The sequence below is a fragment of the Tenacibaculum mesophilum genome, assembly GCF_003867075.1.
Lineage (GTDB): Bacteria > Bacteroidota > Bacteroidia > Flavobacteriales > Flavobacteriaceae > Polaribacter > Polaribacter mesophilus.
In genome coordinates, this window is the sequence record NZ_CP032544.1 from 3,324,319 (window position 1) to 3,344,078 (window position 19,760).

The following is a 19,760-nucleotide window of genomic DNA, read 5'->3' on the forward strand; positions in this document are numbered from 1 at the left end:
AAAATTTAAAATTTAACTCTTACACCTAAAGTTAACGTAGTAGCAGGAGCGTATATTCTACGTGCAGAGCTTCCAGTTTCTGTAACAGCAGGGTTAAAACCTCTTCTAGTAGTTTCGTTAAAAAGATTATCTCCAGATATCCAAATATTTAATAAATCAATACCAGACTCTCCTAAGAACTTATTAGGTAAGGTATACCCAATTCTAGCATTGTTTAATGCTATAAAATCAGTACTAGTTATAAAGCGAGAAGACGCAGAAGAAATATTAGCAACAACATCAGAATCGTTAGCTAAAAGAGGCACATTAGTTTGGTCACCAGGATTTTGCCATCTATTTCTAATATCTACGTGAAAGTTGTTATTTCCAGACATAAGTTCTGCGTAAGTGTTGTCATATGCATATCCTCCTAAACTATAAGTAAACTGAGTAGAAAAATCAAAGTCACTTAATTTACCAGATAATCTAAAAGCACCTCTTACATCAGGAATTAGTGACTTATTAAGAAATACTTGAGTTGCATTAGAGTAGTTTTTGGTTGTAGTTTTTTTAATATTAGCATTTGATGCGTTTAATCTATATTCATAAAGAGAACCAGTAGTACTGTCATCTCCATTTTCTAAAGTGCTAAAATCATCTTCACCAGCATCTAATACATCATTGTTATTTGCATCATTATAGTATTGATTCCATAATGGCGCACCATCATTAGGGTCTACACCAGCCCACTCTTGCATATAAAAGTCAAAAATAGAACGTCCTTGAGCATAAGCGTAACCTCCATCCTCACTTGAATTTGAATCAAGAATTTTAGGTAAACCAGTTGAAGGATCCAAAGGCATAGTCTTCATTTCATTACTTAAGACTTCTCCGTTCAAAGACAGGTCAAGTTTAAAGTTTTCTTTATTTATTATATGTGTAGTAACATCAAACTCGAATCCGTTATATTGAACTTCTCCATCATTTACCAAAATAGAAGAAAGTCCTGAAGAAGGTCCAAGTCTTCTGTTGAAAAATAAATTATCAGTATTTCTTATATAATAGTCAAAGTTAGCATCAACATAATTACCTAAACTCAATTCAACACCAGTTTGGAACATTCTAGTTGTTTCCCAAGTTAAATCAGGGTTACCAGCTAAACGTAAATCAATAGCAGCACCACCTCCAATAAAATTAACATTGAATATATCAAAACCAGAAGTATTTAAGGCACCGTCTTGATCTCCTGTTACACCCCAAGAAGCTTTTGCTTTTAAGTAAGAAATAAAACTGTCTTGCATAAAGTCTTCTTCACTAACAACCCATGAAGCACCAACTGAGCCAAATACACCCCACTTATCGTTTACAAATCTAGAAGAACCATCCGTTCTCAACGATCCTGTGAAATAATACTTTCCAGCATAGTTATAGTTTACTTGTCCAAAATAAGACTCAATTCCCGAGCCAACTTCATAGCCTGAGGCTGCAGCACTAGCTTCTAAATAATTATTTAAGTTATATAAGCCAGGAACAACTATATTTTGTTTAAAAGCTTGATCTTGTACAAATCTTCTCTCAAAAGTTTCATGAGCAGCCAAAGCCTCTAAATTATGATCTCCAAAAGAGGTTTTATAACGCAAAAGTTGTAAAAATGTTTGAGACCATCTAACTCTGTTTCTAACAGTAATGTTTCCATTAACTCCAGCAGCAGTACCGTAAGCGTGGTTACTAACATTATTTCTTTGTTCTATAGAGTATTGACCTCCAAATTTAGTTTCAAAAGATAATTTATCAGTTAATTTAAAATTAGCACTAAAACTACCATTTAATGCATGAGTATCAAATGCATCTAAATCTAAAATAGCAGAACCAATAGGATTTAACAAGTTTGATATAGGTCTATCTCTATCAAAACCATTTGTAGTTCCTGTTGGAGCACCATAGTCAAATTGGTTGCCACCATAAATAGGATCAGGAATTAATTGGCCTGAGTTAGGGTATCTCGCATATACTGGATAAATAGGAGCCATCTTATCAGCAAATTCGAATACATTTTCAGCTCCTTCAATCTGACCATTATTTGTGCTTTCAGAATAAGCATAACCTATATTTACTCCTATATTTAACCAATCTTTAACATCAGAGTTTAAATTAAGTCTTGTAGTATATCTTCTATAATCTGAGTTTAAAGAATAACCACTGTCATCAAGATAACCAAATGAAGCAAAATATTTAGATTTTTCTGAACCGCCTGAAAAACGTACGTTAGCTTCTTGTCTTATCCCAGTACCAAAAGCTAAATCTGCATATTTTTCTGGAGTAAAAAGACGTTGAACACCAGGTCGAACAGTTTTTGTAGCAGGATCTATTAAAGCAGAAGCATCAGCAACATTCCACATATTATAACCGTTACCAGCTCCAACTGAAGTAAATAATCTTGCATTGGCATAAGCTACAGGGTCAGTACTACTATCGAGAACGCCCTCATTATAAATACCTTCCCATGTATAACCGATATATTCTTCAGGAGATGTTAGAACATCATATCTAGGTATAAGCTGTGTGTTGATACCTGTTTTAACATCAACCTCTATAGAGCTTCTTTCAGAGTTGTTGCTACCACTTTTTGTAGTTATAAGAATAACTCCATTTGCACCTCTAGAACCATAAATAGCTGTTGCTGTAGCGTCTTTTAGTACCGTAGTGTTTTTGATATCAGAAGGGTTGATCGAGTTCAAATCAAAATTTCCAGCAAAAGGGATTCCATCGACCACATATAATGGACTACGATTACCTAAAGGAGAACCATAACCACGAATACGTACAGTACCAATAGAACCTGGTTGCCCTGAAGTGTTAATTACTGTTACACCCGAAACCTCACCAGCTAATGCTTGAGATACGTTAGAAAAAGATTTAGCCTCAATGTTTTCAGCTTTAACCACAGATGCTGTACCAGCATAAGATTTTTTTGTAGTAGTACCATAACCTACAACAACTACTTCTTCTAATAAATTATCTGTTTCTAACACAACGCTAATTTGGTTAGAAGCTCCAACAGTTTTTTCAGTAGTTTTCATACCAACAAAACTGAAAACTAAAACATCTCCTGTTTTAGCTTGAATAGAGTAATTTCCATCAAAATCAGTTTCAGTACCTTGTGCAGTACCTTTTTTTAAGATCGTAACTCCCGGTAATGGACCAGATTCATCTGAAACAGTACCTGAAATCGTTCTTTCTTGTGCAAAGGATATTTGCACAATCAACGCTAGGAATAGCGTTAAAATTCCATTAAACTTTGTTCTCATTATGTAATTATTTGAATTAATTAATCGCTAAAATCATAAATATATCTTAAATAAACAATTTTTTAACATAAAAAAACGCCCTGATATCAGGGCGTTTTAATAAAAAGTGTTTGTTTTAGGTCGTAGTATATTAATTTACATCCCAAAACAATTTAGATATCATGGTGTCTCCATCAGAAAGACCTTGCCTAGCAGCATCCCAATTAGAATTATTCAATAATTGTTCTTTCTGTGGGTAGTTAACTCTGTTAGGTATCGTGTTTAATCCAGGTACTAAGGTAGTAAAGGTAGCAGAACCAAAAGTATCTCCAGGCACAGATAAAGTATTAGGGTATCCAGTTCTTCTATACTCAGTCCAAGCTTCCAGCCCGTCCATATATAAAGCAATATATTTTTGAGTCAAGACATTTTCTTCATTAGCAACAGGTAGCATTGCTACATAGTTATCAGCATCTGATGAAGGAACTCCCCATGACTGCATTGAAGCCTTAACGCCATTTTCATAATTTGTTTGGTTCCATCCGTTGAATTCAGATCTAATAAATTCCATTTCCGCGTAAGACAATAAAATCTGATTATAGTCTGGTTTGATTATTTCAGAGCTAGGTATGCTTTCATTTTCCACAGCTCGTGCAACAGCGTTACCAAACCCATAAGGAATACCAATAATTTCAGTTGTACCTAAAGGATCAAAATATTTAGTAACCCTAGGGTCTTCTTCTGTGATTGAAGAGAATGGTCCAACACGATTATATAGTAAGTCTGTAAAAGATAGGGCAGGACCAAAGTCTTTACGAGCTCCAACAGTAAAAGCGTTATGCCAAGGGCCTCCAGTTATATCATCAGTACCATATTCAAAAGTAGCATTATCCGCATTAGAAGTAAAAGCTTTGGTATTAGATTCATTATAAACTGTCATAGCCAATGCGTTATCATATTTATTAATATGAGTTGCCAGTCTAAGTCTTATAGAGTGAGCAAATTTAACCCATAAAGCAGGCTCTCCATTGTAAATATTATCTCCTGATGTGAATACAGTTTTAGAGGTATTCATTTTGTTAGCGGCATCAAGTAATTCAGCTAATAAGTCTTCATAAATAGTTTCAGCACTAGTATAAGCAGGACTATTAATACCTTCTTCTAGACGTAAAGCTTCAAAAGCAGTATTATCTCTTTGTCCATAACTCCAATAAGGAACATCTCCAAAAACATCAACTAATTTAGAAAAAGTGAATGCCATCATTATTCTTGAAGCTTGTATTTGATTGTTATTGTCGCCATAAGCAGACATTAAATTAGCAGTTTCAGGATTTTCATTTAATTCGATGACTTTTTTTAAGTCAGTTAAAATTAAATAAGGTTCCTGCCATAAATCATCTACTTGCGAAACTCTTAAGGCGTATCTATTTTCGTCAGTATAAAATTCATCAGCCCAGAATTGAGCAAATGCTAATGTTGCTCTCGCGCCAGTCCACTGATCATTTAATTCGTAAGCTAAATTAAATTGAGCACTAGTTACTAACTGAGTAGAAGGTGCTGTTTCAGGGTTGTCAGGGTCATTAATGTAATCTGTATCACATGCTAAAAAAGAACTTAGCAAAAGTGAAGCGAATATATATTTTATTTTTTTCATCTTATATTAGTTTTAGAAAGATAAGTTTAAGTTCATACCAAAAGATCTAACAGAAGGTTGTAAACCTCCTTCTAAACCTTGAATGTTACCTGAACCTGTTGATACTGTTTCAGGGTCAATTCCGTCGTAATCAAGCCCCCAGGTGTATAAATTTCTACCAAATAAACTAACTCTAGCGTTATCAAAAACTTTTAAAAATTCTCCTTTAAAAGTATATCCTAGAGAAACCTCTCTTATTTTGTAAAAGTCAGCATCAAATACATTTTGAGCATCTGGAGTTCCAAAACCACCGTAGTGTGAAGTACCGTAAGTTTGACCAGATATTTTAGTTGTGTTAGGAGCGGTATTAGTAACAGTGTAGCTTCCATCGTCATTATAAGTTACAGTACCAGTTACTCCAGGTAATACGATACCATCTTCTCTTATGTTATTGTTAACTGTTTCTTGCAGCATACCAGAGTACATTCCCCACATGTGTGATGTAGAAAAATACTTACCTCCTTTACTCATTTCTAGTAAAATTCCTAAGTCAAAGTTCTTGTATTTAAAACTATTTCTTAAACCAGCACTGAAGTCAGGGTTAGCAGAACCTAAAGCAACTAAATCATTAGTCGCTGCATATGTACCATCACTAGTAATTACTTTATTTCCTTGATCATCATAAATAAAGTCAGTACCCATGATTGAACCATAAGCTTTACCAACTGTTGCAGCTAGTTGAGCTTGGAAAGGAGCGTTTGTTAAAAGAATAGAGTTTAGCCCTTCTTTTAATTCAACCAATTCATTTTCGTTTTTAGCGAAATTCACATCAATGTTCCATGTGAAGTTTTCATTAACTATTGGTTTTAAGCCTAGTTGTATTTCTACCCCTTTATTAGTCATTTTACCCGCATTTATCCATTGAGAGCCATAACCTGTTCCATAAGAAAGGTCAACAGGTATGATTTGATCTGTTGTTTCGTTGCTGTAATATGTAACATCTAAATTTACTCTTCTATTTAAAAAGTTTAACTCTGTTCCAACTTCCCATGTAGTAGTTGTTTCGTTAACTAAGTTAGAGTTTAATAGGCTTGAAGGAGATGTAACTCTACCATCACCTTTAAAAGGAGTGTCTAAAGTTAAAGTGCTTATAACTCTGTATGGATCTGTATCATTTCCTACTTGTGCCCACCCAAATCTTAATTTACCATAGTTAAACCAGTTTGATTCAGGAAATAAAACATCGTTGAATACCCATGCAACAGAAGCAGAAGGATAGAAGTATGAGTTATTATCTTCTGGTAAAGTAGAAGACCAGTCATTTCTACCTGTTAAGTCAATGAATAATTGATTAGCAAAAGATAAGCTAACGCTTCCAAATAAACTATTCACTACTTTATCTATATTATCAACATTTTTCTCTAAAGGTCCCTTACCATTGTTAATGTTATAAATATTAGGTACTGATAAGCCACCAGTAGTTTGGTTGAAGCGATAATTTAAGGTGTGATTTCTTTTGTTAGCCCCAAACAAAGCGGATAGTTTAAAGTTTTCTGAAAAATCTTTTTTATAATTAGCAGTAAACTCATAGTTGTATTCCTTAAAATTGTAGGCTCTTTCTAAGAATTCAGATTGAGCTTGAGAACCTATAGCTTTTTGTTCTGTGTTTCTAAAGTTATATGTGTCAGCATATACACTACCTTTAATACTTAAGTCATCTGTTATTTGATAATTTAAACTAGCATTTCCGTATACACGAGTTCTTCTGTCGGTAGGTAGATTTTCGTTAATTGTCCAGTAAGGGTTGTCAGAGTATTTAGGTTTAGGATTGTTCCATGAATTTCTATTCCAGGTTCTTTGGGTTCCGTCATCATTTTTATACTTCTGTAACCTTTTATAGTCTAGTTGTCTTTGTCCCCATTGAAAAAACTTTTGGGTAACACTATTGTCGTCATAGCCAATAACAGGTCTAGAACCAGATGTTTGAACATAATTTATACTACTAACAGCGGTTAAATCATCAGATAGTTTTTGATTGATGCTAAACTTTGCAAAATGACGATTAACCTCTGTGTTTGGTACTATACCACTATTTTCTTGAATACCAGCAGAAAATAATACGCTACCTTTATCACTAGCTGAAGTTAGAGTTAAGGTGTTGTTTGTAGAAATACCTGTTTTGAAAAATGAGTCTACGTCGTTTTCAGGTGCTACCCAAGCTCTTGGTTTTAAATAATCATTAGGAAAACTAGCTTGATCAAAAGCATCCCAGTGTAATACTTTTAAATTAGGGTTGTATTTAGGTCCCCAACTTTCATCAGTGTTATATTGAACTAACATGTATTCAGCTCCACCAATATTTTGTATAGCAAAACCATTACGACCTATTCTGTTACCTTTGTCATCAAAATCTGGAATTATAGAACCTCCACCATATTCTCTTTGAAGGTCAGGTAAGATAGCAACTTCAGAAAAAGTAATAGAAGAATTAATACTTACACCTAGTTTTTTTGAATTTTTACCTGTCTTGGTAGTGATTAACACAACACCATTAGAGGCTCTAGACCCATACAAAGCTGCTGCTGCTCCTTTTAAAACAGTAACTGTTTCAATATTACTAGGGTCAATATCATTAATAGTACTACCAAAATCAACACCACCAGCACCTCTTTGGGCGTTAGAGCTGTTAAAATTTGAGTTATCCATAGGTATTCCATCGATAACGAATAAAGGTTGATTTTCACCAGTAACAGAATTAGATCCTCTAATTAGGATTCTTTGAGATCCCCCTATATTACCAGAAGGAGAATTGATTTTTAAACCAGCTACTTTTCCTGATAAAGCACTTATGGCATTGTCGTTCTGAGCAGCATTTAATTCAGCAGCTTTTACTTTAGGAGCTGCAAAGGCTAAAGCTCTTTCACTTCTTGATTGTCCAAGTGCGGTAACAACAACTTCATCAAGTACATTGTCAGTAGTCATTGTTAAATTAATTGTGTTAGAGCTTGTAACTGTTCTTTCGATAGTTTTCATACCAACAAAACTAAAAACAAGAACATCTCCAGTTTTAGCATTAATAGTGTATTTTCCGTCAAAATCAGTTTCTACACCTATCGTTGTACCTTTCTTTAATACATTAACTCCAGGCAGAGGTCCGGTTTCGTCAGAAACTGTTCCTGAAATTACTTTTTCTTGTGCAAAGGATATTTGCACAATTAACGCTAAGATTAGCGTTAAAATTCCATTAAACTTTGTTTTCATTATGTAATTATTTGAATTAATTGAGCCAAAAATCATAAATAAAACTTAAAAAAACAAGGTATTTGTTAAATAATTCTAAAATAAAGTGTTTGTTTTGGTGTGGAATGTAAGGTTGTTGTTTGTTTTTTGAAATTGTTTGTTTTTTTTAACATATTGTTTATTTTTTTATGTTTTAGAGAAGGTGTAAGAGGCGCTGTGAGTTTGAGTTTTTGAAGTTTTTTTTTGAGGTTTGTTAAAAATAACTCCTTGATATTTGAATAAATAGAAAATTGTCGTACATTTGCACACTCTTAAAATTAGAGTAATTTAAGTACAAATTAAAAACAAGTAATAATTTAGTATGCCAACTATTCAACAATTAGTTCGTAAAGGAAGAGCCAAAATAACTAAGAAGAGTAAATCGGCTGCTTTACAAGCATGTCCACAAAGACGTGGAGTTTGTACGCGTGTGTATACCACTACACCTAAGAAACCTAACTCAGCGATGCGTAAGGTTGCAAGGGTGCGTTTAACAAATGGTAATGAAATCAACGCGTATATTCCAGGTGAGGGACACAACTTGCAAGAGCATTCGATAGTATTAGTTAGAGGTGGAAGGGTAAAAGATTTACCAGGTGTTAAATATCACGTGGTACGTGGAGCATTAGATACTGCTGGAGTTGAGGGTAGAACCCAACGTAGATCTAAGTACGGTGCAAAACGCCCAAAAGACAAAAAGTAAAAATTAATTAGTAACTTTTTTAATGTAAAGACATGAGGAAAAGAAGAGCTAAAAAAAGAGTTTTGTTACCGGATCCAAGATTCAACGATCAATTAGTTACACGTTTTGTGAATAACTTAATGTGGGACGGTAAAAAATCTGTAGCGTTCAAAGTGTTTTACGATGCAATGGATATCGTAAACGAAAAGAAAACTGACGAAGAAAAGTCGGCTTTAGAAGTGTGGAAAGATGGTTTGTCTAACGTGATGCCTCACGTAGAAGTTCGTTCTCGCCGTGTTGGTGGTGCAACTTTCCAAATTCCAATGCAAATTCGTCCAGACCGTAAGGTTTCTATGGCGATTAAATGGATGATTTCTTATGCGCGTAAGCGTAATGAAAAAACAATGGCACAACGTTTAGCTGCTGAGATTTTAGCTGCTGCTAAAGAAGAAGGTGCTGCTGTTAAGAAAAGAGTTGATACTCATAAGATGGCTGAAGCAAACAAAGCATTCTCACACTTTAGATTTTAATAAGAAATGGCAAGAGATTTAAAATATACAAGAAATATCGGTATTGCTGCTCATATTGATGCTGGTAAAACAACAACAACTGAGCGTATCCTTTTCTATACAGGGGTGTCTCACAAAATTGGAGAGGTTCACGATGGTGCTTCTACAATGGACTGGATGGAGCAAGAAGCTGAAAGAGGTATTACAATTACTTCTGCAGCTACTACTTGTACTTGGCAATTTCCAACCGAAAATGGACAGCCTACAGCTGATGCTAAGGGATACCATTTTAATATTATTGATACTCCAGGTCACGTTGATTTTACCGTAGAGGTAAACCGTTCGTTACGTGTATTAGACGGGTTAGTGTTCTTATTCTCTGCAGTAGACGGAGTTGAGCCACAATCTGAAACTAACTGGCGTTTAGCTGATAACTATAAAGTGCCACGTATCGGTTTCGTTAACAAAATGGACCGTCAAGGAGCAAACTTCTTAGCTGTATGTCAGCAAGTAAAAGACATGTTAAAGTCTAATGCAGTGCCAATCGTATTAAACATTGGTGATGAAGCAGATTTTAAAGGAATTGTTGATTTAGTTAAAAACCGTGCTATTGTATGGCATGATGACAACTACGGGTCAACTTTCGATGTTGTAGAAATTCCAGAAGAATTAAAAGAAGAAGCTCGTGAGTTACGTGGTAAGTTAATCGAAGAGGTTGCTGCTTATGACGAAAACTTATTAGAGAAGTACATGGAAGATGAAGATTCAATTACAGAAGAAGAAGTGCACGCTGCATTAAGAGCTGCTGTAATGGATATGTCTATTATTCCAATGGTATGTGGTTCATCATTCAAAAATAAAGGTGTTCAGTTTTTATTAGATGCTGTATGTCGTTATTTACCTTCTCCAGTAGATAGAGATAATATCGTAGGAACTAATCCTGATACTGGTGAGGAGGAAACACGTAAGCCAGACGCAAAAGCGCCATTTTCAGCTTTAGCATTTAAAATTGCTACCGATCCTTTCGTAGGACGTTTAGCATTCTTCCGCGCTTATTCTGGTCGTTTAGATGCAGGTTCTTATGTGTTGAACAACCGTTCAGGTAAAAAAGAACGTATTTCACGTATTTACCAAATGCACTCTAACAAGCAAAATGCTATCGACTTTATTGAAGCTGGAGATATTGGAGCTGCTGTAGGATTTAAAGATATTAAAACAGGAGATACCTTATCTGATGAAAAGAATCCAATTGTTTTAGAATCAATGGATTTCCCAGATCCAGTAATCGGTATTGCTGTTGAACCAAAAACTAAGGCTGACGTTGATAAGTTAGGTATGGCTTTAGGTAAATTAGCAGAGGAAGATCCAACATTTACTGTAAAAACAGATGATGCTTCAGGTCAAACTGTAATTTCAGGAATGGGTGAGTTACACTTAGATATTATTGTTGATCGTTTAAAGCGTGAGTTTAAGGTTGAAGTAAATCAAGGACAACCACAAGTAGAGTACAAAGAAGCTTTAACAGCTACTGCAGATCACAGAGAGGTTTATAAGAAACAATCTGGTGGACGTGGTAAGTTTGCTGATATTGTATTTACTATGGAGCCTGCTGATGAAGGTGTTACAGGGTTACAATTTGAGTCTATTATTAAAGGAGGTAACGTTCCTAAGGAATTTGTACCTTCTGTAGAGAAAGGATTCAAAGAGGCAATGAAGAATGGTCCTTTAGCTGGTTACGAAATGGATTCGATGAAGATTACTTTAAAGGATGGATCTTTCCACCCTGTAGATTCTGATCAATTATCATTCGAATTAGCTGCTAAGTTAGGTTATAAAGCTGCTGCAAAAGCTGCAAGAGCTGTAATCATGGAACCAATGATGAAATTAGAAGTGTTAACTCCAGAGGAGAACATGGGAGATATCGTTGGAGACTTAAACAGAAGAAGAGGACAAGTAAACGATATGAGCGATCGTGCTGGATCTAAAGTAGTAAAAGCAATCGTTCCTTTATCAGAAATGTTTGGATATGTTACTTCTTTAAGAACATTATCTTCAGGTAGAGCAACTTCTACTATGGAATTCTCTCACTATGCAGAAACTCCAAGTAACATTTCAGAAGAAGTAATCGCAAACGCTAAAGGTTAATTAAGATGAGTCAAAAAATTAGAATAAAGTTAAAATCTTACGATTATAATTTAGTAGACAAGTCTGCTGAGAAAATCGTAAAAACAGTAAAGAGTACTGGTGCTGTGGTAAACGGACCAATTCCTTTACCAACAAATAAAAAGATTTTTACAGTGTTACGTTCACCACACGTAAACAAAAAATCAAGAGAACAATTTCAATTATCTGCTTACAAAAGATTATTAGACATTTATAGTTCTTCTTCAAAAACTATTGATGCGCTAATGAAACTTGAGTTACCAAGTGGAGTTGAAGTTGAGATCAAAGTATAAGTAAATCAATAACTTTCGGTTTAATTTTGTTAAGCCGAAAGTTTTTTATACTTTTGCACACCGAAATTTTAGTTTTCGGAGTGTGGAAATTTCTGAAAAGTATTCAGAAATGACATGTCCTGAGGGTTTCGCGAAGGAAAAACGGTAAAACAAATTCAAAGAGTGAAGATGTTTTTCGCTCTTTTTTTTTGAGAAATTCGAAGGAAAACAAGAAACATTTGTTTCAAAAAATTATTTTATTAATAGACGCGCTGGATAAATTAAAATCTATCGTCTGAAAATTAACAAATATGTCTGGGTTAATAGGAAGAAAAGTAGGAATGACCAGCTTATTCGATGAAAACGGGAAAAATATTCCTTGTACTGTAATCGAAGCAGGTCCTTGCGTTGTTACCCAAGTCAGAACCGAAGAGGTTGACGGCTATAACGCGTTACAACTTGGTTTCGATGACAAAAAAGCAAAAAGCTCTAACAAGGCTTTAGATGGTCACTTTAAAAAAGCTGGTACATCTGCTAAAAGAAAGGTCGTTGAGTTCCAAGGATTCGAAGGTGAGTATAAATTAGGTGACTCAATTACTGTTGAACACTTTGCTGAAGGAGAATTCGTTGATGTATCAGGAGTTTCTAAAGGTAAAGGTTTTCAAGGTGTTGTTAAACGTCATGGTTTTGGCGGGGTTGGACAAGCAACTCACGGTCAACATAACCGTTTAAGAGCTCCAGGTTCAATTGGTGCAGCATCATACCCTGCAAGAGTATTCAAAGGAATGCGTATGGCAGGTCGTATGGGTGGAGACAAAGTAAAAGTTCAAAATTTAAGAGTTTTAAAAGTGGTTGCAGATAAGAATCTTATCGTTGTAAAAGGAGCAATTCCTGGTCACAAAAACTCTTATGTAACTATCGAGAAATAATGAAAGTAGCAGTATTAGATATTACAGGAAAAGATACTGGTAGAAAAGTTGAACTTTCTAACGAGGTATTCGGAATTGAGCCAAATGATCATGCAATTTATTTAGATGTAAAGCAGTATTTGGCTAATCAAAGACAAGGTACTCATAAATCGAAAGAAAGAGCTGAGATTGCTGGTAGTACAAGAAAGATAAAAAAACAAAAAGGAACTGGTACAGCTCGTGCGGGTAGTATCAAGTCTGGTGTTTTTAGAGGTGGTGGACGTATGTTTGGTCCAAGACCTAGAAACTATTCTTTTAAGTTAAATAAAAACTTAAAGCGTTTAGCACGTAAGTCAGCTTTAAGTATTCAAGCAAAAGAAAACAATTTAGTGGTTGTTGAAGATTTCAATTTTGAAGCTCCAAAAACTAAAGAGTTTATCAATGTATTAAAAGCTTTAGAATTAGACGCTAAAAAGTCTTTATTCGTATTAGGTGAAGAAAGTAAGAATGTTTACTTATCATCTCGTAACTTAAAAGGTTCTAAAGTAGTAGATGCTTCAGGTATTAACACGTATAGCGTTTTAAATGCTAATAAAGTGGTTATTTCAGAAAGCTCTCTAGAAGGAATTGAGTCTAATTTAAGTAAATAGGGAACAAGATGAGTATTTTAATTAAACCTATTATTACAGAAAAAGCTACAAATGATAGCGAGTTAAACAACCGTTATACATTTGTTGTAAATAAAAAAGCTAACAAATTAGAAATCAAAGGAGCTGTAGAAGCTGCTTATGGTGTAGCGATTGAATCTGTAAAAACAATGAATTATCCAGCACAAAGAAAAACTAAATACACTAAAAAAGGTTTAGTTACTGGATTAACAGGTGGATACAAAAAGGCAATCGTTCAGTTAGCTGAAGGAGAAACTATTGATTTTTATAACAATCTTTAAGAAAAGACAGAATGTCAGTTAGAAAATTAAAACCAATAACACCAGGTCAGCGTTTTAGAGTTGTAAATGGGTTCGACACCATTACTACTGATAAGCCGGAGAAATCTTTATTAGCTCCGAAAAAACGATCTGGAGGTCGAAACAACCAGGGTAGAATGACTACACGTAACATCGGTGGAGGTCATAAACAAAAATACCGTATTATCGATTTTAAAAGAGATAAGCAAGGTATTCCTGCAACAGTAAAAACTATTGAGTACGATCCAAACCGTACTGCATTTATTGCATTAGTTAGTTATGCTGATGGTGAAAAACGTTATGTGATTGCACAAAACGGATTAAAAGTAGGTCAAACAATCATTTCAGGAAAGGAAGTAGCTCCAGAAGTAGGTAACGCTATGTATTTAAGTGAAATTCCTTTAGGAACTACAATTTCTTGTATTGAGTTACACCCAGGTCAAGGAGCTGTTATGGCTCGTTCTGCTGGAGCTTTTGCTCAGTTAGTTGCAAAAGAAGGTAAATATGCAACTGTTAAATTACCTTCTGGAGAAACAAGATTTATCTTATTAACTTGTATGGCTACAATTGGAGTAGTGTCTAACTCAGACCACCAATTATTAGTTTCAGGTAAAGCAGGTAGAAGTAGATGGTTAGGAAGAAGACCAAGAACAAATGCAGTAAGAATGAACCCAGTTGATCACCCAATGGGAGGTGGTGAAGGACGTTCTTCTGGAGGGCATCCAAGATCTAGAAACGGTATTCCTGCTAAAGGATTTAAGACTAGATCAAAGACCAAAGCTAGTAATAAGTATATCGTAGAACGTAGAAAGAAATAATAAACCATGGCAAGATCATTAAAAAAAGGACCTTACGTTCACTATAAGTTAGAGAAAAAAGTGTTAGCTAACGTAGAAGCAGGTAGTAAGTCAGTTATCAAAACTTGGTCTAGAGCAAGTATGATTACTCCTGATTTCGTAGGACAAACAATTGCAGTTCACAACGGACGTCAGTTTGTACCAGTTTACGTTACTGAAAACATGGTAGGTCATAAATTAGGCGAATTTTCACCAACACGCTCATTTAGAGGACATGCTGGTGCAAAAAATAAAGGTAAAAAATAGTAGGAAATTATGGGAAGTCGTAAACATAACATGGCAACACAGTTAAAAGAAGCTAGAAAGTCTAGAGCTTTCGCTAAATTAACTAATTGTCCTACATCACCAAGGAAAATGCGCTTGGTAGCAGATTTAGTAAGAGGAGTAGAAGTTGAAAAAGCTTTACAAATCTTAAAGTTCAGTCCAAAAGAAGCATCACGTAACTTAGAAAAGTTATTATTATCAGCTATTGCTAACTGGCAAGCTAAAAATGAAGATGCAAGCATTGAAGATGCTGGATTATACGTAAAATCAATTTGTGTTGATAGCGCAGGTATGTTAAAAAGGTTAAGACCAGCTCCGCAAGGTCGTGCACATAGAATTCGTAAGCGTTCTAATCACGTAACTTTAGAGTTAGGAACTAAAAATAATAGTAATTAATCAAAGTAGAAATGGGACAAAAGACAAATCCAATAGGAAATCGTTTAGGAATTATCAGAGGATGGGAATCTAACTGGTATGGTGGAAATGACTACGGAGATAAGATTGCTGAAGATGATAAGATAAGAAAGTATTTATATGCTAGATTATCTAAAGCAAGTGTATCAAGAATTATTATTGAGCGTACCTTAAAACTTGTAACCGTTACTATCACTACTGCACGTCCAGGTATCATTATTGGTAAAGGAGGTCAAGAGGTAGACAAGTTAAAAGAAGAGCTTAAGAAAATTACTGGTAAAGAAGTTCAAATTAATATTTTCGAAATTAAGCGTCCAGAATTAGATGCAAAATTAGTTGCTGCTAGTATTGCACGTCAAATTGAAAATAGAATTTCTTACAAGCGAGCTACTAAAATGGCAATCGCTGCTGCAATGAGAATGAATGCAGAAGGAATTAAAGTTCAATTATCAGGCCGTTTAAACGGAGCTGAAATGGCACGTTCTGAGCATTACAAAGAAGGAAGAATTCCTCTTTCTACCTTTAGAGCAGACATCGATTATGCACTTGTTGAATCACATACTACATACGGAAGAATCGGTGTGAAAGTATGGATTATGAAAGGTGAGGTTTATGGAAAACGTGAATTATCTCCATTAGTTGGACTATCTAAGCAAAAAGGTAGTGGAAACAAAGGAGGTGGTAAACGTCAACCTCGCAGAAGAAAATAATTTTTAAAAGAAATTAACAATGTTACAGCCAAAAAGAGTAAAATACCGTAAGGTACAGAAGGCGAAAGGAAATATGAAAGGTAACTCTGGTAGAGGTACTCAACTTTCTAACGGAATGTTTGGTATCAAATCATTAGACCAGAACTTACTTACCTCTCGTCAAATTGAGGCAGCTCGTATTGCGGCAACTCGTTATATGAAAAGAGAGGGGCAACTTTGGATTAAGATTTTCCCAGATAAACCAATAACAAAGAAACCGTTAGAGGTACGTATGGGTAAAGGTAAAGGTGCACCAGATCACTTTGTAGCAGTTGTAAAACCAGGTAGAATTTTGTTCGAAATTGGTGGAGTACCAATGGAAGTAGCAAAAGAAGCTTTACGTTTAGCAGCGCAAAAACTTCCTGTAAAAACGAAGTTTGTAATAGCAAGAGATTTTGATTATAACGCTTAATTCTATTAGATCATGAAACAATCAGAAATTAAAGAATTATCAACAGCTGACTTACAAGAAAAGCTAGGGGCGTTGAAGAAAAATTATACTGATCTTAAGATGGCTCACGCCATAACTCCATTGGAAAACCCATTAGAGTTACGTAGCTTAAGAAAAACTGTAGCAAGAATTGCTACAGAGTTAACTAAAAGAGAATTACAATAATTCTAGTCAGTTTTAAAGATGGAAAAAAGAAATCTTAGAAAAGAGAGAATCGGTGTAGTATCTAGCAACAAAATGGAGAAATCTATCGTAGTTAGCGAGGTAAAAAGAGTAAAGCACCCAATGTACGGAAAGTTCGTATTGAAGACTAAGAAGTACGTTGCACATGACGAGAATAACGATTGCAACGAAGGTGATACTGTAAGGATCATGGAAACACGTCCTATGAGTAAATCTAAGCGTTGGAGATTAGTAGAAATCCTAGAAAGAGCTAAATAATATGTTACAGACAGAATCAAGATTAAAAGTCGCAGATAACACTGGAGCAAAAGAAGTTTTAGTGATTAGAGTTTTAGGAGGAACAAAAAAGCGTTACGCTAGCGTTGGAGATAAAATTGTAGTTTCAGTAAAATCTGCAACTCCAAACGGAACTGTAAAGAAAGGTCAAGTATCTCGTGCAGTTGTTGTTCGTACTAAGAAAGAAGTTAGACGTAAAGACGGATCATATATCAGATTTGATGATAATGCTTGTGTACTTTTAAATCCTTCAGAGGAAATGAGAGGTACTCGTGTATTCGGACCTGTGGCTCGTGAATTACGTGAGAAACAATTTATGAAAATAGTATCATTAGCACCTGAGGTGTTATAAAATCAGATTTTAAAATGAAAAAATTTAAAATTAAATCAGGAGATACTGTTAAAGTTATAGCAGGGGATCATAAAGGATCTGAAGGAAAAGTTTTACAAATCCTTAAAGATAAGGATAGAGTAGTAGTAGAAGGTGTAAATATGGTGTCTAAACACACTAAACCTAGTGCTGCTAACCCTCAAGGAGGAATTGTAAAAAAGGAAGCTCCATTACATATATCGAATGTAGCCTTAATCGAAAACGGTGAAGCTGTTAGAGTAGGGTATGATTTTGATAAGGAAAGTGGAAAAAAGTTCAGAGTTTCAAAAAAATCAGATAAAGCAATATAACAATGAGTTACGTACCAAGATTAAGAGAAGAGTACAAGAGCAGAGTTATCAAAGCTCTTACTGATGAATTTGGTTATAGCAATGTAATGCAAGTGCCTAAATTACAAAAGATAGTTGTAAGTAAAGGTGTTGGTGCAGCTATAGCAGATAAGAAATTAATAGAATACGCTATTGATGAGTTAACTACTATTACTGGTCAAAAAGCAGTACCTACAATTTCTAAGAAAGACGTTGCAAACTTCAAATTACGTAAAGGAATGCCTATTGGAGCAAAAGTTACGTTAAGAGGAGATAAAATGTACGAATTTTTAGATAGATTAGTTACAGCTTCTTTACCACGTGTAAGAGACTTTAACGGTATCAAAGCAAATGGTTTTGATGGTAGAGGTAATTACAATTTAGGAATTACTGAGCAAATCATCTACCCAGAGATTAATATTGATCAAGTGAAAAAAATTAGTGGTATGGATATTACTTTTGTAACATCAGCAAGCACTGATAAGGAAGCTAAATCATTATTAGGAGAATTAGGATTACCATTTAAAAAGAATTAATAAGATGGCTAAAGAATCAATGAAAGCGCGTGAGCGCAAAAGAGCTAAAATGGTTGCTAAATATGCAGAAAAGAGAAAAGCCTTAAAAGAAGCTGGAGACTATGAAGCATTACAAAAGTTGCCAAAAAACGCATCACCAATTAGAATGCACAATCGTTGTAAACTAACTGGACGTCCAAAAGGATATATGCGTCAGTTCGGAATTTCACGTGTTACTTTCCGTGAAATGGCTAACCAAGGATTAATTCCAGGAGTAAAGAAAGCAAGCTGGTAAGAAGCTCTTCCATACAAAATAAAGGTGTATAACTAAACAAAGTTGTACACCTTTTTGCTTAACAAAAGGGTGTAATTAATACATACTTTAATTTCATTTTAAAATAAAAATACTCTTACAAAAACGTAATATTTTGATACTAAAAATGATAATCATCAAAAAGGTTTGATTTTCAAAAAGTTTATGTATATTTGCACTCTGTTTTTATGGGGTAAATTACGCCTTGTAAGTAAATACCACTTAAATGGTATAATGCTTATGAGATTTTACTCAAAAAACAAATAAATAAGTATTAACTGGTTTCAGGTTTAGTATTTGCGTTGATAAGATAATAATGCTAAAAACCAAAACCGAAAATTAATTAACTATGTATACAGATCCAATCGCGGATTTTCTTACTCGAGTGAGAAATGCTATTGCAGCAAATCACAGAGTAGTTGAAGTTCCTGCTTCAAAGTTGAAGAAGGAAATGACGAAGATTTTGTTCGATCAAGGTTACATTTTAAGTTATCAGTTCAATGACGATAAGGTTCAAGGAACGATTAAGATAGCTTTAAAATACGATCGTGACACGAAAGAATCAGTAATCAGAAAGATTCAAAGAATTTCAACACCAGGTTTACGTAGATACGTTGGCGCTAAAGAAATGCCAAGAGTATTGAACGGATTAGGTATTGCTATTGTTTCTACATCAAAAGGTGTAATGACAAACAAAAAAGCAAGACAAGAGAACGTTGGTGGTGAAGTATTATGTTACGTTTACTAAAAAACATTTTGTAAGATGAGTAGAATAGGAAAGAATCCAATCGCATTGCCACAAGGTGTTGAAGTAAAAGTAGACGGAAATGTGGTTACAGTAAAAGGGAAATTAGGAGAGTTAACTCAAGAAATTAAGTCTGATATTACTGTAAAAGTTGAAGATGGTACCATTACTTTAGAAAGACCATCAGAAAGTAAAGATCATAGAGCAGCACATGGTTTATACCGTGCTTTAATCAATAATATGGTTGAAGGTGTTAGCAAAGGATTTACTAAAGAGTTAGAGTTAGTAGGTGTTGGTTATAGAGCATCTAACCAAGGACAAAAATTAGATTTAGCCTTAGGTTTCTCTCACAATATTGTAATAGATTTAGCTCCAGAAGTTAAGGTTGAAACAGTATCTGAAAAAGGTAAGAACCCAATCGTAAAATTAACTTCACATGACAAGCAATTAGTTGGTCAAGTTGCAGCAAAAATTCGTTCATTCCGTAAGCCAGAACCTTACAAAGGAAAAGGAATTAAGTTTGTAGGAGAAGTATTAAGAAGAAAAGCAGGTAAATCTGCATAATAAATAAGAGAAATTATTATGGCATTATCAAAGCTTGAAAAAGACAACGAT

At 34.6% G+C, this 19,760-nt stretch carries 23 protein-coding genes; 20 read left to right on the forward strand and 3 right to left on the reverse strand.

Going from position 1 to position 19,760, the window contains the following annotated elements; translation table 11 throughout:
• Positions 1–5 precede the first annotated feature (5 nt).
• From D6200_RS15120 to D6200_RS15130, 3 genes are all read right to left on the reverse strand, one after another.
• Positions 6–3,287, reverse strand: coding sequence for a SusC/RagA family TonB-linked outer membrane protein (locus tag D6200_RS15120; protein WP_125064443.1), 3,282 nt, complete (start codon positions 3,285–3,287; stop codon positions 6–8).
• Positions 3,288–3,417: 130 nt separating this feature from the next.
• The gene (locus tag D6200_RS15125) at positions 3,418–4,920 is read right to left on the reverse strand and encodes a SusD/RagB family nutrient-binding outer membrane lipoprotein (RefSeq protein WP_073181433.1); all 1,503 of its coding nucleotides are present in this window, start codon (positions 4,918–4,920) and stop codon (positions 3,418–3,420) included.
• Between the two features lie 12 nt (positions 4,921–4,932).
• Complete coding sequence (locus D6200_RS15130) at positions 4,933–8,160, reverse strand: SusC/RagA family TonB-linked outer membrane protein (RefSeq protein WP_073181431.1); 3,228 nt, start codon at positions 8,158–8,160, stop codon at positions 4,933–4,935.
• 340 nt (positions 8,161–8,500) lie between these two features.
• Here D6200_RS15130 and rpsL point away from each other — a divergent pair, with 340 nt between their 5' ends.
• The 20 genes from rpsL to rplF all read left to right on the forward strand — a co-directional run bounded on the left by rpsL (position 8,501) and on the right by rplF (position 19,709).
• Positions 8,501–8,881 (forward strand): 30S ribosomal protein S12, encoded by a 381-nt coding sequence (gene rpsL, locus D6200_RS15135; RefSeq protein WP_028890722.1) that lies wholly within the window; start codon positions 8,501–8,503, stop codon positions 8,879–8,881.
• A 32-nt stretch (positions 8,882–8,913) separates the two neighbouring features.
• Entirely contained in the window at positions 8,914–9,390 is a 477-nt protein-coding gene (gene rpsG / locus D6200_RS15140) for a 30S ribosomal protein S7 (protein ID WP_028890723.1), read from the forward strand.
• 6 nt (positions 9,391–9,396) lie between these two features.
• The gene (fusA, locus tag D6200_RS15145; RefSeq protein WP_047789836.1) at positions 9,397–11,514 is read left to right on the forward strand and encodes an elongation factor G; all 2,118 of its coding nucleotides are present in this window, start codon (positions 9,397–9,399) and stop codon (positions 11,512–11,514) included.
• A gap of 5 nt (positions 11,515–11,519) precedes the next feature.
• Positions 11,520–11,825: a 30S ribosomal protein S10 gene (rpsJ, locus tag D6200_RS15150; protein WP_024740605.1), complete on the forward strand. Its 306-nt coding sequence runs from the start codon at positions 11,520–11,522 to the stop codon at positions 11,823–11,825.
• Positions 11,826–12,115: 290 nt separating this feature from the next.
• Positions 12,116–12,733, forward strand: coding sequence for a 50S ribosomal protein L3 (gene rplC / locus D6200_RS15155; protein WP_047789835.1), 618 nt, complete (start codon positions 12,116–12,118; stop codon positions 12,731–12,733).
• A complete protein-coding gene (gene rplD / locus D6200_RS15160) occupies positions 12,733–13,362 on the forward strand; it encodes a 50S ribosomal protein L4 (protein ID WP_047789834.1) in 630 nt (209 codons plus the stop codon). Before rplC ends, rplD begins: the two co-directional genes overlap by 1 nt.
• 8 nt (positions 13,363–13,370) lie before the next feature.
• Positions 13,371–13,661, forward strand: a complete 291-nt coding sequence (gene rplW, locus D6200_RS15165; protein WP_047789833.1) for a 50S ribosomal protein L23 — start codon at positions 13,371–13,373, stop codon at positions 13,659–13,661.
• An 11-nt stretch (positions 13,662–13,672) separates the two neighbouring features.
• Positions 13,673–14,497, forward strand: a complete 825-nt coding sequence (gene rplB / locus D6200_RS15170) for a 50S ribosomal protein L2 (RefSeq protein ID WP_047789832.1) — start codon at positions 13,673–13,675, stop codon at positions 14,495–14,497.
• A gap of 6 nt (positions 14,498–14,503) precedes the next feature.
• Complete coding sequence (gene rpsS, locus D6200_RS15175) at positions 14,504–14,782, forward strand: 30S ribosomal protein S19 (RefSeq protein ID WP_028890729.1); 279 nt, start codon at positions 14,504–14,506, stop codon at positions 14,780–14,782.
• Positions 14,783–14,791: 9 nt separating this feature from the next.
• The gene (rplV, locus tag D6200_RS15180; RefSeq protein ID WP_028890730.1) at positions 14,792–15,196 is read left to right on the forward strand and encodes a 50S ribosomal protein L22; all 405 of its coding nucleotides are present in this window, start codon (positions 14,792–14,794) and stop codon (positions 15,194–15,196) included.
• An 11-nt stretch (positions 15,197–15,207) separates the two neighbouring features.
• Positions 15,208–15,924, forward strand: a complete 717-nt coding sequence (gene rpsC / locus D6200_RS15185) for a 30S ribosomal protein S3 (RefSeq protein ID WP_047789831.1) — start codon at positions 15,208–15,210, stop codon at positions 15,922–15,924.
• Positions 15,925–15,943: 19 nt separating this feature from the next.
• Positions 15,944–16,375, forward strand: coding sequence for a 50S ribosomal protein L16 (rplP, locus tag D6200_RS15190; protein ID WP_047789830.1), 432 nt, complete (start codon positions 15,944–15,946; stop codon positions 16,373–16,375).
• 12 nt (positions 16,376–16,387) lie between these two features.
• Positions 16,388–16,579, forward strand: a complete 192-nt coding sequence (gene rpmC / locus D6200_RS15195; protein WP_028890733.1) for a 50S ribosomal protein L29 — start codon at positions 16,388–16,390, stop codon at positions 16,577–16,579.
• Positions 16,580–16,597: 18 nt separating this feature from the next.
• Positions 16,598–16,855: a 30S ribosomal protein S17 gene (gene rpsQ / locus D6200_RS15200; protein ID WP_028890734.1), complete on the forward strand. Its 258-nt coding sequence runs from the start codon at positions 16,598–16,600 to the stop codon at positions 16,853–16,855.
• A 1-nt stretch (position 16,856) separates the two neighbouring features.
• A complete protein-coding gene (gene rplN / locus D6200_RS15205) occupies positions 16,857–17,225 on the forward strand; it encodes a 50S ribosomal protein L14 (RefSeq protein WP_047789829.1) in 369 nt (122 codons plus the stop codon).
• Between the two features lie 14 nt (positions 17,226–17,239).
• On the forward strand, positions 17,240–17,554 hold the full coding sequence (gene rplX, locus D6200_RS15210) for a 50S ribosomal protein L24 (RefSeq protein WP_047789828.1): 315 nt from the start codon (positions 17,240–17,242) through the stop codon (positions 17,552–17,554).
• Between the two features lie 2 nt (positions 17,555–17,556).
• Positions 17,557–18,108, forward strand: a complete 552-nt coding sequence (gene rplE / locus D6200_RS15215) for a 50S ribosomal protein L5 (RefSeq protein ID WP_047789827.1) — start codon at positions 17,557–17,559, stop codon at positions 18,106–18,108.
• 4 nt (positions 18,109–18,112) lie between these two features.
• Positions 18,113–18,382, forward strand: a complete 270-nt coding sequence (gene rpsN, locus D6200_RS15220; RefSeq protein ID WP_028890738.1) for a 30S ribosomal protein S14 — start codon at positions 18,113–18,115, stop codon at positions 18,380–18,382.
• A gap of 367 nt (positions 18,383–18,749) precedes the next feature.
• Positions 18,750–19,148 (forward strand): 30S ribosomal protein S8, encoded by a 399-nt coding sequence (gene rpsH / locus D6200_RS15225; RefSeq protein WP_047789826.1) that lies wholly within the window; start codon positions 18,750–18,752, stop codon positions 19,146–19,148.
• Between the two features lie 15 nt (positions 19,149–19,163).
• A complete protein-coding gene (gene rplF / locus D6200_RS15230; RefSeq protein WP_047789825.1) occupies positions 19,164–19,709 on the forward strand; it encodes a 50S ribosomal protein L6 in 546 nt (181 codons plus the stop codon).
• Positions 19,710–19,760: the final 51 nt, after the last annotated feature.